Here is a 12,903-nt window from a genome sequence, read left to right as displayed (position 1 = left end):
ACGAATATGTGGCTGACCGACCTGTCTCCGATCACCTCGAGCAGTGTCTTGAGATGCGCATCGTCATCTGGCCCCGGATCGATCACCGCCAGCGTCTTGCGTCCGACGATGTAGCTGTTGGTGCCGTGAAAGGTGAACGGGCTGGGATTTTTCGCGGTAATCCGAAGCACGTCGGGCGCAACGGTCACGCCCTGGCCGTAGGACGGGTCGAAGTCTGTGTCGAATTTCAGCGCCATGGCGAATGTCGTTCAGCTCTGTTCTAATGCATGTCGCGCAAAAGTGTGCAGCGGTTTTGCGATAACGACATGCATAAAACAACAACCTAAAGCGCGTCGCTTGAGGCCGCTCAAACGCGACGCGCTTTTAGAGACGGCAAAACCGATTGCCGCATAACACGGAAGCCAATATAGGAAAACGCAAGACCGCGATCTGCGGCAGTCCGATATGAGGAAGACCATGGCAATTGCAACGACGATGCGTCCGCTTGTTTCTCTCGCTCTGCCTGAAAAGGGCGCGGCCCGCCTGGCGATGCAGCTTTTGCTGGCGATCGTTGGAACGCTGCTGCTGACCTTGTCGGCCAAGACCAGAGTTTTGCTCGGGCCGGTCGACATCTCGATGCAGACCTTAGCCGTCTTTCTGATCGCCGCAGCATTCGGCATGCGCCTCGGCGTCGCCACGCTGCTTCTCTACATGGCGGAGGGCGCCATGGGTCTTCCGGTCTTCCAGGGCACGCCGGAAAAGGGCATCGGCGTCGCTTACATGCTCGGCTCGACCGGCGGCTATCTTGCTGGCTTCGTGGTCATGGCGGCGATCGTCGGTTGGGCCGCTGATCGCGGTTGGGATCGCCATCCGATCAAGCTCTTCAACGCGATTCTGGTTGCCGAAATCGTCATGATGGCGATGGGTTTTGCCTGGCTGGCGCTACTGATCGGCCCGGAAAAGTCATGGCAGTTCGGCGTCGTGCCCTTCATCGTCGGCGACCTGATCAAGGTCGGCTTGGCGGCGAGCCTTGTGCCAGCCGTCTGGTCGCTGCTGAAGCGCTCCTGAATCCAGTCGATGGATCGGACGCGGCACTGATCGGCAACCACAGGGATGTGATTGCGTGGAATGGTCCCTGTTTCAGCGAGGGCCTGTCGAAACTTCTCGCCAACGCAAGCCGGCGCCAATTGGTCGGCATCTGCTTCGCAACACTTTGCTAACGATACCGTCACACAATGGTCAAATCGACCGATTAAGGACCAGAACAGCCAGCGATTCGTCGCGAGCCAGCGTAACAAAGCAGCTACATATCGGAGCAATTGCTCGATACCGCTGCTGGATAGCTAAAAAAGAAAGCGGCGCGATGACTTTTAGGCGCAGCTAAAGTAGTGGACAATTAGCAGGATTCGATCAACCGCATCGATTCTCACGACATGGTTGCTTGCTGGTATCTTCGCGCTGTCGTAACGCTTGCCCCGACCGTGCCAAAGACCGCCAAGAAGGATACTTGTGATCACCCCGGAAAAAACAACTGTTAAGGCGACTGCATCGCCGCAGCGGCCCGCAACCGGCACCGCAGCACGCTGGTATGCCGCCAGCGTATTTCCGGGAAAAGAAGACGTCGCCGAACGGCATCTCCGGACGCAAGGATTCCACTCGTTTGTACCTCGCTGCGAGAAGACCACACGTCATGCCCGGCGCATCGAGACGCGACCGGCGGCCTATTTTCCAGGTTATATGTTCATCGCCCTCGATGTCGCGCTGCAGCGGTGGCGCTCGGTCAATGGAACGTTCGGTGTGCGCTCCCTCATCATGCAGGGCGAACGGCCCTTGCCGGTCCCGTCGGGGTTGGTGGAGCGGTTCATAGCTCTGACTGGCCGGGACGGCCTGCTTGATTTCAGCGGAGGCCTCGCAGCGGGCGCATCGGTTCGGATTCTTTCAGGTCCTTTCGCGGAGATGATCGGTCGCCTTGACCGGCTCGATCCAGCTGGAAGGGCCCGAGTGCTGGTTGCCATCATGAATGGCGAGATCCCTGTTGACATGGACTCAAGGGAACTCGTCGCGATCGCATAACCGTAATCGACGCTCGGTTATTCGATGCAAGCTGTTGCAAGGTCGGCTCTCGGGTTTCACCCGGGAGTGCGGTAGCCATTGTTGGAGCCGAAGCATACCGGTAGAGCGAATGGCGCTGCCGCAGCTTGGTGTTCATTCACGCGTTGGGCCAGATCGTGGTTTGTCAAGCTGCCTATCGCGCGAGTGGAATACGGAGCCTTGACAATCAATCTCAGCGGTTTGCGTTGAACATCTGAGAGTTCCTGGCTTATTTATCGGCGGACCCAGAGAGCGACCTGACGAACTTGAACACCACCACCATCACCCTTCCTAATCAAAGGCATCTTCTGCTTCGGATGCGCTTTCAGTTGCTTGGTGGGCTGACCTTCGCGATCTTGGTCCCCGCGCTGGTCCGCATGTCGTTCGACCAACAAGTAATCTTGCAATCAAATATGCAGGTTACAATTGTCGCGGCATTCATCGCTCATGCGGCGGGTTATTTACTTTACAAGCGCATCGGCAATTTTCCGGGTGTGGCGGCGGCTGGTTACATCTTACCCACCTTCGCCCTGACCTATGGCCTCGTGTTCGTCACCATCTTTTTCTTCAGGTTCGACTATAGCCGGTTCCAGGCCGCCGCGAGTTTTTTTCAGTCGACATTGTGGTATTTTGGGCTGAGTTTGGCCACGCGACGGCTCGACCCATACCGGTTGGCAGTAATTCCAGGCGGGGATGTCGATAGGCTGGAAAGCATACCAGGCGTCAGTTGGCACCGGATTCATTCGCCCGAGACGATTGTCGAATATGCGAGCGGTGTGGTGGCCGATCTTCGAGCCGACCTTTCGGATGAATGGGAACGGTATATCGCCGACCGCGCGCTCTCGGGAACGCCAGTCTACCACGTCAAACAAATCAGCGAGTCGCTCACAGGTCGAGTGGAAATAGAACATCTCTCCGAAAATACGCTGGGATCCTTGAATCCAAACCAGGCTTATTTGAAAATAAAGCAGGCTATTGATTGGTTTTCGGCGCTGTTTATCCTTGTCGTCTTCTCTCCGCTGCTCTTATTTGTGGCGATAGCAGTAAAGCTCGACTCAGCTGGCCCAGCCTTGTTTAAGCAAAAAAGAATGGGATACCGAGGAAATATTTACGAGGTCTACAAATTTCGGACGATGAAGCTCAGCGCCGTTGCTGGCGATGAAAAGGACGAGGCCATCACAAAGGCCGGCGATACGCGGATCACTCGCTTAGGACAATTCCTGAGAAAATCCAGGATCGATGAGTTGCCGCAAGCGATCAACATTTTGCGCGGCGAAATGAGCTGGATCGGACCGCGGCCGGAGGCACTCGTGCTGTCGAAATGGTACGAGGCTGAGCTGCCATTCTATCGATATCGGCACATCGTCCGGCCTGGCATTACCGGATGGGCGCAAGTCAATCAGGGCCATGTTGCCGCGGTGGACGACGTACTGGAAAAACTTCACTACGACTTCTACTACATCAAGAATTTTTCGCCTTGGCTCGACGTGCTGATTGTGTTTCGTACGATCCGAACCATGCTGACCGGATTTGGTGCTCGGTAGAGCCGAAGAGGCTTACTGATTGCGGGAGGATCATATTATTCGCTTGGCAGACACTCACAATCGCGTTCCAGAAATCGCCGGAGAAGCACCATGACCAGGAAGATCGCACTCATAACCGGTATCACTGGCCAGGATGGCGCCTATCTGGCGGAACTTCTGCTGGCAAAGGGCTATCACGTCCACGGCATCAAGCGGCGTTCGTCGTCATTCAACACCGGTCGCATCGATAATCTCTACCAGGATCCGCATGAGAAGGACGTAAGGCTGTCGCTGCATTATGGCGACATGACTGATGCCACGAACCTCATCCGCATCGTCCAGGAAGTGCAGCCAGACGAGATCTACAATCTCGCAGCACAATCGCATGTTCAGGTGAGCTTCGAGACCGCCGAATATACGGCGAATGCAGACGCGATAGGCACGCTACGCCTTCTCGAGGCCATCCGGCTGCTCGGCCTGACAAAAAAGACGCGTTTCTATCAGGCATCGACATCCGAACTCTACGGGAAGGTGCAGGAGATTCCGCAAAAGGAAACGACGCCCTTCTATCCGCGATCGCCTTATGCGGCAGCAAAGATCTATGCCTACTGGATTGCGGTAAATTACCGCGAAGCCTATGGCATTCACGCTTCCAACGGCATCCTGTTCAATCACGAGAGTCCGATGCGCGGCGAGACATTTGTGACGCGTAAGATCACGCGCGCAGCTGCCGCGATCAGCCTGGGCCTTCAGGACAAACTCTACCTCGGCAATCTGTCTGCCGAGCGAGATTGGGGTCATGCCCGCGACTATGTCGAGGGCATGTGGAGGATCCTTCAGCAGGACGTGCCCGACGATTATGTCCTAGCAACCGGAGTAAAGAACTCGGTCCGCCGTTTCGTCGAGCTTGCATTCAGCGAAGTTGGGACCGAGATTCAATGGGTCGGTTCCGGCATCGACGAAAAAGGCATCGATGCAAGATCCGGCGCTGTTCTGGTCGAGGTGGATCCGCGGTACTTCAGGCCGACCGAAGTGGAGCTTCTGATCGGCGACCCCTCGAAAGCGGAGCGCGTTCTCGGATGGAAGGCAACAACCTCCCTAGCCACAATGGTCCAGGAAATGGTCCAGTCCGATCTCGAAACGGTAAGACGGGAATCCGAGCACCGGCGCTTGGACGAGGATCGCATTCGGGTTGCGGCACAGTAAGGAACGTTGGACCGAGTTGACATGAGAATCTCGGTTTTGACGGTCTGCTGGAACTCGGCCGCAACAATCAGGCATACGGTCGATAGCTTCTTTGCCCAGGATCATCAGGACAAAGAGTTGGTGGTCGTCGATGGCGGGTCATCGGACGAAACGCTGACAATCGTCCGGTCCTATCCGCAGGACCGGATTCAGTTGGTCAGCGAGCCCGATCGTGGAATGTATGATGCACTCAATAAGGGGCTGCGCCTCTATACTGGAGACGCAGTAGGCGTGCTGAATTCCGACGATTGTTTCCATGACCATACTGTGCTGACGCGAATTTCGGCAGAACTTGAACAGGCCGATATCGTGCATGGCGATTTGGATTTTGTTGAAAATCATTTCACCAAGCGGGTCATCCGGCGTTGGCGTGCCGCCCCCAGACCCGCCAAGGGTTTCCGGACTGGTTGGATGCCGGCCCATCCAACATTTTACGTCAGGCGGAAGGTGGCGGAGACGGTCGGCACGTTCGACCTCAGTCTCAAAGTGGCATCGGATTACGATTGGATGCTGAGAGCGGTTGAGCTTCATGGATTCGGGTCCGCTACCACCAACCATGTGTTGGTAGATATGATGGTTGGCGGGGCCAGCACACGGAGCCTCGGCTCCTATATCGGGCACAATTTTGAGGCCCTGCGGTCGCGGCGCCAATGGCTGCGCTCCGGTCCAATCGACTACGCGCTTGTTGCGAAGCCAATGCGCAAACTAGGGCAGTTTTTCGGGATCAACAGTGCCGGAACCGCGAAGCAAAGCCGGCATGGAGTGCGCTGAACAGTGGCTTCGGTAGGTGATATCCATGCTTCGAAGGTCGGCCCAGAGGTGAAGCGCAACTACGTTCACGTGTCTGCGCCCGGTGGTCACCGCCAATTCTACCAGGATCTCTTTGCCGGCCTGTTTGACCTCGAACCGGCAATGGGACGCATTGGACCTCGACTGTGGCTTGACCTGGTTCGGGCCCGCCACCTCCTGTTCGCCACCATCGACGATGATTACGCTGGCTTCATAGCAGTTGCGTTGGCAAGATCGCTGATTGGACGGCGGACGGTTGGGCTCTTTCTCAGGCCATCCAAATGCTTCGAGAGCGGAAGGCTCGTTTATCGCCTCAAGAGATGGACTTTCCGGTGCTTGCGGCATTTGCCTCGCCTGTCGCTCTTTACGATTCTGCCGTTCAAATTTGATCGCCGATTTGCTCAGGTCGCGCACGGGTGGGTACACGACCCTCAGATGTGGGACATACATGACGGCGCGGCGCTTATCGAAACCAGCCAACTGTCGCGCGACGTGCTGACCGCAGCCGGCGGGCGCGCCATTTTGTGTTTCCTGGGCAGCGTGAGAAAGTCGAAGGGCTTCGAATTCTTGGCTGACATCTTCTCTGACCACCCAGATCTCGCGAAAGATGTTTTTGTGGTGGCTGTCGGGCGCGTCGACCCGGCCTGTGGCGAGGACTGCGCGCGCCTGATTTCTGCTGGCGGAATGGTGGTCGACCGGTTCGTGTCGGACGACGAACTTCTGAGCTTGTATAAAAGCTGCGATTTCGCCTGGTGCTGTTACGAGCCGGACTACGACCAGGCCTCCGGCATATTCGGACGAAGCGTACAACTGGGCACACGTCCGATCATCCGCAAGGGCGCGTTTCTCGAGAAATATGCGCAAGAAGGTGCAGTTGCACCGGTGTGTCTGGTTTACGGCGATACGCGTGACGCTGCAGCCAATATCGCAGCCGCCGCAGCCAATGGATCCGACAAGCCCGGGCCGCTGGGCGAAATCGTCGGCGGCTGGCGGGGCGATTTTGTGCAGAAGATCCGTGCGGCTCTTTGACCCGCAGGCACATATCCGTCAAATACCGCTGGCAACCGGTTTTGGGTCCCTGCTGCGGTAGGTTCTGAGGATCGAGATAAGGCTGATCAGATGCTACAATCCTTGAGTTCCAAGACGAAGACATCATTGCGCGACGTAGGGCGGCGGTTCGGGTTTGACGTGCGCCTGAATGGCATTAATTCGCGCGATGATTTGCGTTTGGTGCATTTCCTTCACATGCATGAAGTCGATCTCGTAATCGATGTCGGCGCCAACAAAGGCCAGTTTGGTACGATGCTGTTTGCTGCGGGGTTCCAGGGCTCGATGATTTCGTTCGAACCGCTGCCTGATGCGCATTCCGAGCTCGTGCGCACAGCCAAGGCGTCCGACCGGCGTTGGATGGTGGGACCGGCTGTTGCGCTGAGCGACACGGCTGGATCGGCGACGTTCCACGTTACGGAAGCAGCGACGAGCAGTTCGTTGCACGAGCCGCGCGAGTCGTTCGTGGAACATACTCCTCGGGTGGCCGTCGCCAAGCGGATTGAGGTCAAGACAGAGCGGCTCGATGCGTTCGCGAGTATGATCGACGCCGCTGGCAAGCGAGCGTTCCTGAAACTTGACGTTCAGGGCGCTGAAGCGGCTGTTCTTGCAGGTGCCGCCGCCGTCCTGCCGCAACTGCGAGGCGTCCTAACCGAACTGTCGCTGGTCGAACTCTATACAGGGCAGGCGACCGCGCTGGAGGTGCATCAACTCATTGGCGGCAGTGGGTTCGAATTGTGGGATGTCTGGCAAGGGTATAGAAACCCGCAGACGCAGCGACTAACACAGATTGATGCATTGTATTTTCGTCCAAGCCGGGCCTGAGACTTTGAACAATGAGCCGGCTGGTTCGAGAGTGAGCCCAGCTGCAATCAGGAGCTTTCCGACGATCCAAGCAACGAATGGAACGGTTGCCGCACGGATTGTTCTAACACCATGAACGTCGTTCAGATTGTTGGCTGCGCGCTCAATACTGGTGCGGGTCGAGGAATCCGCGCCGTGCACGAAGCCTTATTGGACGCAGGAATCCATTCACGCGTCCTAGGCAGGGTTGAGCGGGACCTCCCAGATGACTTGTTCGCCAGAAGAGTTCCCTTGCTGCAACGTCTGCCTGTCGGCGTTAAGAACCGTGTCTACATGTGGCATTTGACGCGGCAATTCGGCGTAATCCCGCCGAATTTTCATCCCATCTCTCACGGCCTTCGCCTTCACAATACGCCGGAATATCGGAAAGCTGACGTTATCCATGTCCAGTGGGCCCACGCGCCCACGCTTGGGCCAGCATTCTGGCGTGCGATTAAGCGCGAAAAACGTCCGGTGGTCTGGACGCTTCGCGACATGTGGCCGTTCACCGGCGGCTGTCATTTCTCTGGTTCGTGCGAGAAATATGCCTGCGGGTGCGGCCAATGCCCTCTCCTGGGTGGAAAGGACGAGAAGATTACATCTGACGATGTTGCTTTTAAGGCCGAGCACTACGGCCAACAATCGGTATTCGTCGCGATCAGCAACATGATTGCCGAGCAGGCCCGAAGGAGTGTGGCCCTGGGTGAGCGACAAATACATGTAATCCCAAACAGTGTTCAAATGAGCCAGCTTCGCGCAGTGGACAAGGCGCAGGCGCGTAGCGCATTGGGACTTCCAGCGCAGAAATTCGTAATCGCCTCCGGTGCTTTGAATCTAGCTGATCCGCGCAAAGGCGCGGATATCATGCGCCACCTGCTGAATGTTTACCGAGATAACAAAGACGTTCACTGGTGTTTGTTTGGAAAGGGACTTGCAGAATTGGCCGATCCGGTGCCTGAAAACTGCACAGGTTTTGGCCTCATCCGCGATGAAGTCACTCTTAACCAGATATATTCGGCGGCCGATGTGTTCGTGATGCCCTCACTTCAGGAATCATTCGGCAAGGTCACGGTCGAGGCGATGGCATGCGGAACTCCTGTCATCGGGCTCTTTAAAACGCCCGCCGAGGAGATCATCAGCCACGGGCAGACCGGATGGTTGGTAAAGCACGGTGACGCTGATGCAGTAGTGGCGGCTATCGAGACAGCACGGGCCCTGCCAGTTCCATCATTAAGGAATTTTGGAGTGAGCGCACGCGCCGCCGTGATCGACAGATACTCACCGGAGGCTATCGCCCGTCTCTATATCGAGCTGTATGAATCATTGTTGAGTGGCGATCAAAGATGACTCATGCGCCACGAAGTGACCACCCTGGAAGGATGAGGATCGGCGCGCACTCCGCGATCGCAGCGGGAAGCGTCCTCACTGCCGATACCCCGCCGGATTGCCCGTCCGGCGGCGTGCCCTGGATGCTTATACGGTCCTTGGCAACCGCGCATGCCGGTTCGATTCAATGAAGATCTATTTCCTCAACAGCGCGTGGATGATGGCCGACACCGTCGTTGGCCGGGTCATGGGAGTTCTGGTCACAGTCGTCGTTGCGCGATATCTGGGACCCGAAGATTTTGGAATGTACGCCTACGTCATGTCCATGGTCGCCCTGTTCGGCGTCATCGGTCATATGGGGTTGGACGGACTCTTGATCCGCGAACTGCTCGACGAGCCCCGGATGCAATCCGAGACGCTCGGCATTGCGTTCGTCATGAAGAGCGCCGGTTTTGGTCTGGCCGCCTTGGGGCTCCTGATGTTCGGGCTGCTGATGCCTGGCAATCTTCCCGCGGAACGTTGGCTGTTCGTCCTGGCAAGCCTTGCCGTTGCGATTCAGCCGGTCAGCGCCGTACTGAGCAATTGGTTCCGCTCGCGCGTCGAGGCGCGTTATGCCGTGGTTTCCAACTTCGTCGGCGTGGTGGCGGGGGGAGCTTTTAAGGTGGGCGCCGTGCTCGCCGGGGCCGGAGTGGTCGCCGTGGGAGTGGGGCAGACCTTGGGCATCGCGGTCGGTGCCGTACTGCTGGTAGTGATGTTCTTGCGGCACGGAGGGCCGGCGCCGGGCACCTGGTCCTTCTCCCGGAAGCGGGCCAGGGCCATGCTTGGCGAGAGCGCGATGATCTTCGTCGGGTCCATATTCGCCGTCATCTACCTCAAGATAGATCAAGTGATGCTGCGGGCCATGCAAGGCCCCGAAACGGTCGGCATATATTCGATCGCGTCGCTCCTCTCCGAGTCACTTTATTTCATTCCGGCGGCGATCGCCGGAACGGCATTTCCCAGACTGGTCCAGATCAATGCCTGCGACCCCGAGGCATTCGCGGAACGCTTGCAGGATGTGTTCGACATCCTGGCAACCTCGGCACTGATTGTACTGGTCGGACTGTTGGCTCTGGGCCCTCTGGCGATCAGTCTCGCCATGGGTCCATCCTATTCCCCCGCCGTCCCGATCTTTCTGGTCCATGTATTGTCATTGCCGTTCATATTTCTGCGCCAAGGCTTTAGTCGCTGGATGATCATCAAGAACTTGGCCAAGTTCTCCATGGTCACCCAGGGCGCCGGGGCGCTGCTCAACATCGGGTTGAACCTGGTGCTCATTCCCCAATTTGGCGGCATGGGAGCAGCAGTTGCGACGCTCGTCTCCTACGCGGCCGCATCCTACTTCGCCCTGCTCCTTTCCCTCGACACAAGGCCGATCTTCTACATGATGACCAGATCGCTGTTCCAACCATGGCGCGGCATCCGAAAACTAACGGTACTTTTCCGAAAACTGAGGAATGGCTGAAGATGACTGAGTTCATCGACAAGGCGGCACGTTTCCAGAGGTTCGCAAGGCGTTCTCCCCGCCAGGCTGTCAAAGCGCTTTTCCTGGTCCTGCTCGGCCGCCTGCGCGCCGGACTGATTAGGCCTGCAAGTCGCAGCGGGTTCCTTGCGTCGGTCTATTTCACTTTCTTCAGCAGTCGTTTCTATCGGGAGCATCGCGCCGTCCTGTCCGGGATCGTTGCCAATCTGAACAGCGACATCGCCGTCCAGAGGAGCTCGTCACAGCTTCGCCGCAACATTCATCGCCTTGAGAAGGGGCTGATCATGCGCCCGAGAAGGGCGGTATTTGCCGAGGACTACATCGAGGCCACGGTATCTCTGTTCCTGCGCGGCGCGGCTGGAGCGGCGCTCGACCAGGATGAGCTGAAATGGGCGGCGGACGTGCTGACGACCTATTTCTCGGTGGTTTCCGAGACACCGAGGATCAGGAAGGCAAAGGAGCGTTTCCTGGCTTGGCCCGGTCAGGCGCTGACGCCAAGCTTCGTCCCTTATCCAAGCTCCAGCCGTGCACGCAGCGACATCAGCTTCGATCAGCTCTACGCACTGTTTTCGGAACGGCGTTCGGTTCGATGGTATTCTCCTACGCCCGTTCCACAGGATGTTGTCGAGAAGGCCGTTTCGGCCGCCTCTCTCGCTTCCTCCGCCTGCAACCGCCAACCCTATTCGTTCTTGCTGTTCCGGGATCCGGAAAAGGCAGCCCGCATCGCCTCCCTCGCCGGGGGGACAGGCGGTTTTTCGAAAAACATCCCATGCCTGATTCTGATTGTCGGAGACCTGTCCTACTATGTACATGAACGCGACAGGCACCTGGTCTATATCGACGCGTCCCTTGCTTCGGCTCAGTTGATGCTCGCCTTCCAGACACTGGGCCTGTCGACCTGCGCCATCAACTGGCCCGATGTCGAGGAAAATGAAAAGGCTCTCCAGGCAGCCATCGGATTGAAGGCTCATGAGCGGGTGATCATGTTCATTGCAGTGGGCTACGCCGATCGGGATGGTCAGATTCCATACTCTCAGAAAAAAGGGGCGGACGTATTGCTTCAGGCGCTATGACACTGACTTTTGAAATCAGGAAAGCCGGATTCGAGAACAAGGGGGCGGCGATGATGCTCATCGCAGCCTCACAGGAAGTGAAGGCGCGGTACCCCGCTGCCCGGGTTGCGGTGGCTCCCGATGCGACCAGCCCATACGAACATCGGGCGCGGTATGGTCTTTGGCACAGGGCCGAGCTAGTTCGCCGCGGCGTTGATCTCGGCAAGATCATCCAGCTCGCCCCGGGCAAGCTGCGTCACCGTTTCGGATTTGTAACGGAATCGGAGGTGGATGTGATCCTCGATGCCGCCGGTCTAGCCTATTCAGACCAGTGGGGGGCGCAGCACACCGAGGATTTGGCCCGCCGGGCCGTCGCATGGAAGCGCGAGGGCAAGCGCCTCATCCTGCTCCCTCAGGCATTTGGTCCGTTTGGTACGGATCGCATCCGCCGCGCGATCAATGTCGTTGCCGACCATGCGGACCTCATTTTCGCGCGCGATAGATACTCGATGGAAAATCTGGTCGGTGCCGTAGGCGGCCGTGCTTCGATCCGGCTTGCGCCGGATTTCACCAATCTGCTGGCAGCTCGTCCCCCCGCCAATCCCCCGCGAGGCGAGAAACTGGTGGCGATCGTGCCGAACGCGCGGATGGTCGACAAGACCAGCAGTGACGTAAGCGGCAATTATACGGGCTTTCTGCGGCGGGCGGCGAGAATGTTCCAGTCTGCCGGAATGACCGCATTCTTCCTGATTCATGAGGGCGCCGGTGATCGAGTGCTGGCCGAGCAGGTCAACGCACAGCTCTCCGTACCCATTGAGATATGGATGGCAGGGGATCCTCTCGAGGCAAAAGGCCTGATCGGCAAATGCAGCGGGCTGGTCGGCAGCCGTTACCATGCCCTGATCAGCGCCTTGTCTCAGGGGGTGCCCGTGGTTGGCACGGGCTGGAGCCATAAATACCGGGCCCTATTCGAGGATTATGACTGCGAGAACCTGCTGGTCGATGTGTCGGCTGGCGAGGAACATCTCGAAGCCAGGCTTCGCTCCCTCATTGATGAGGGCCAACGTGCCGCACTCTCATACGGGCTCGCGGCGCCCGCCGCGCGAATTAAGGACGGTGTGCGGCAGATGTGGGAGGATGTATTCCGGCTTCTTGAAGTGGACTAGGCCCATGACTCACAGAGCCAATATTCATTACGACCCATCGGCCGGTTTCGCTCGAGGAGGTGCTGGCCGCCGATTTGCGCATTTGAGAGGTTACGTCGACCGGCGCATTTGGTTTTCTCCAGCAGCGGCCTTCGCGCTCGCGATCTGTGGCGTGTACGCTTTTGCCGGTCTGGTAAACAAGTTTGATCCAGAAGGAAGTACCGGATCGATCCTGGTAAGATTAGTCATTGTTCTGATAACTATCGGCTCATATGTACTTCTTCCAGCAAAGTTGAAGTCATCAACGGCCGCGCTTATTCCAATGAAGTTATTTTTCGTAC

General features: G+C 57.6%; 12 protein-coding genes and 1 pseudogene. 12 read left to right on the top strand and 1 reads right to left on the bottom strand.

Annotation, left to right across the window (positions count from 1 at the left end):
• Positions 1-236: pseudogene (locus EOA85_RS13110) on the bottom strand (MBL fold metallo-hydrolase); the annotation flags it as partial.
• A 220-nt stretch (positions 237-456) separates the two neighbouring features.
• Here EOA85_RS13110 and EOA85_RS13105 point away from each other — a divergent pair.
• The 12 genes from EOA85_RS13105 to EOA85_RS38085 all read left to right on the top strand — a co-directional run.
• Positions 457-1,047 carry a biotin transporter BioY gene (locus tag EOA85_RS13105; protein ID WP_127209703.1) on the top strand — a complete coding sequence of 197 codons (591 nt, stop codon included), beginning with the start codon at positions 457-459 and terminating at the stop codon, positions 1,045-1,047.
• 441 nt (positions 1,048-1,488) lie between these two features.
• On the top strand, positions 1,489-2,052 hold the full coding sequence (locus tag EOA85_RS13100) for a transcription termination/antitermination NusG family protein (protein ID WP_164759630.1): 564 nt from the start codon (positions 1,489-1,491) through the stop codon (positions 2,050-2,052).
• A 284-nt stretch (positions 2,053-2,336) separates the two neighbouring features.
• Complete coding sequence (locus EOA85_RS13095; RefSeq protein WP_245316150.1) at positions 2,337-3,614, top strand: sugar transferase; 1,278 nt, start codon at positions 2,337-2,339, stop codon at positions 3,612-3,614.
• Positions 3,615-3,704: 90 nt separating this feature from the next.
• The gene (gmd, locus tag EOA85_RS13090) at positions 3,705-4,799 is read left to right on the top strand and encodes a GDP-mannose 4,6-dehydratase (protein ID WP_029355725.1); all 1,095 of its coding nucleotides are present in this window, start codon (positions 3,705-3,707) and stop codon (positions 4,797-4,799) included.
• A 21-nt stretch (positions 4,800-4,820) separates the two neighbouring features.
• Positions 4,821-5,609, top strand: coding sequence for a glycosyltransferase family 2 protein (locus EOA85_RS13085; protein WP_127209701.1), 789 nt, complete (start codon positions 4,821-4,823; stop codon positions 5,607-5,609).
• A 3-nt stretch (positions 5,610-5,612) separates the two neighbouring features.
• Entirely contained in the window at positions 5,613-6,656 is a 1,044-nt protein-coding gene (locus tag EOA85_RS13080; protein WP_127209700.1) for a hypothetical protein, read from the top strand.
• A 102-nt stretch (positions 6,657-6,758) separates the two neighbouring features.
• On the top strand, positions 6,759-7,499 hold the full coding sequence (locus EOA85_RS13075; protein WP_164759629.1) for an FkbM family methyltransferase: 741 nt from the start codon (positions 6,759-6,761) through the stop codon (positions 7,497-7,499).
• 111 nt (positions 7,500-7,610) lie between these two features.
• A complete protein-coding gene (locus tag EOA85_RS13070; RefSeq protein ID WP_127209698.1) occupies positions 7,611-8,864 on the top strand; it encodes a glycosyltransferase in 1,254 nt (417 codons plus the stop codon).
• A gap of 166 nt (positions 8,865-9,030) precedes the next feature.
• Positions 9,031-10,347, top strand: coding sequence for a flippase (locus EOA85_RS13065; protein ID WP_127209697.1), 1,317 nt, complete (start codon positions 9,031-9,033; stop codon positions 10,345-10,347).
• A gap of 2 nt (positions 10,348-10,349) precedes the next feature.
• A complete protein-coding gene (locus tag EOA85_RS13060) occupies positions 10,350-11,438 on the top strand; it encodes a nitroreductase family protein (RefSeq protein ID WP_127209696.1) in 1,089 nt (362 codons plus the stop codon).
• On the top strand, positions 11,435-12,583 hold the full coding sequence (locus EOA85_RS13055) for a polysaccharide pyruvyl transferase family protein (RefSeq protein WP_127209695.1): 1,149 nt from the start codon (positions 11,435-11,437) through the stop codon (positions 12,581-12,583). Before EOA85_RS13060 ends, EOA85_RS13055 begins: the two co-directional genes overlap by 4 nt.
• 4 nt (positions 12,584-12,587) lie before the next feature.
• Positions 12,588-12,903, top strand: a 316-nt coding sequence (locus tag EOA85_RS38085) for a hypothetical protein (RefSeq protein ID WP_206523293.1), incomplete at its 3' end; no start/stop codon positions are given.

The sequence above is a fragment of the Mesorhizobium sp. M5C.F.Ca.IN.020.29.1.1 genome (genome assembly GCF_003997375.1).
GTDB classification, from domain to species: Bacteria; Pseudomonadota; Alphaproteobacteria; order Rhizobiales; family Rhizobiaceae; genus Mesorhizobium; species Mesorhizobium wenxiniae.
The sequence above is the reverse complement of the archived record's forward strand: the minus strand, read 5'-3'. Positions and strand labels throughout refer to the sequence as shown.

Excerpts from the sequence above, each read along its gene's own strand:
- gmd (WP_029355725.1), top strand. The coding sequence starts at position 3,705 with ATGACCAGGAAGATCGCACTCATAACCGGTATCACTGGCCAGGATGGC.
- EOA85_RS13070 (WP_127209698.1), top strand. The coding sequence starts at position 7,611 with ATGAACGTCGTTCAGATTGTTGGCTGCGCGCTCAATACTGGTGCGGGT.
- EOA85_RS13060 (WP_127209696.1), top strand. The coding sequence starts at position 10,350 with ATGACTGAGTTCATCGACAAGGCGGCACGTTTCCAGAGGTTCGCAAGG.
- EOA85_RS13105 (WP_127209703.1), top strand. The coding sequence starts at position 457 with ATGGCAATTGCAACGACGATGCGTCCGCTTGTTTCTCTCGCTCTGCCT.
- EOA85_RS13065 (WP_127209697.1), top strand. The coding sequence starts at position 9,031 with ATGAAGATCTATTTCCTCAACAGCGCGTGGATGATGGCCGACACCGTC.
- EOA85_RS13055 (WP_127209695.1), top strand. The coding sequence starts at position 11,435 with ATGACACTGACTTTTGAAATCAGGAAAGCCGGATTCGAGAACAAGGGG.
- EOA85_RS13085 (WP_127209701.1), top strand. The coding sequence starts at position 4,821 with ATGAGAATCTCGGTTTTGACGGTCTGCTGGAACTCGGCCGCAACAATC.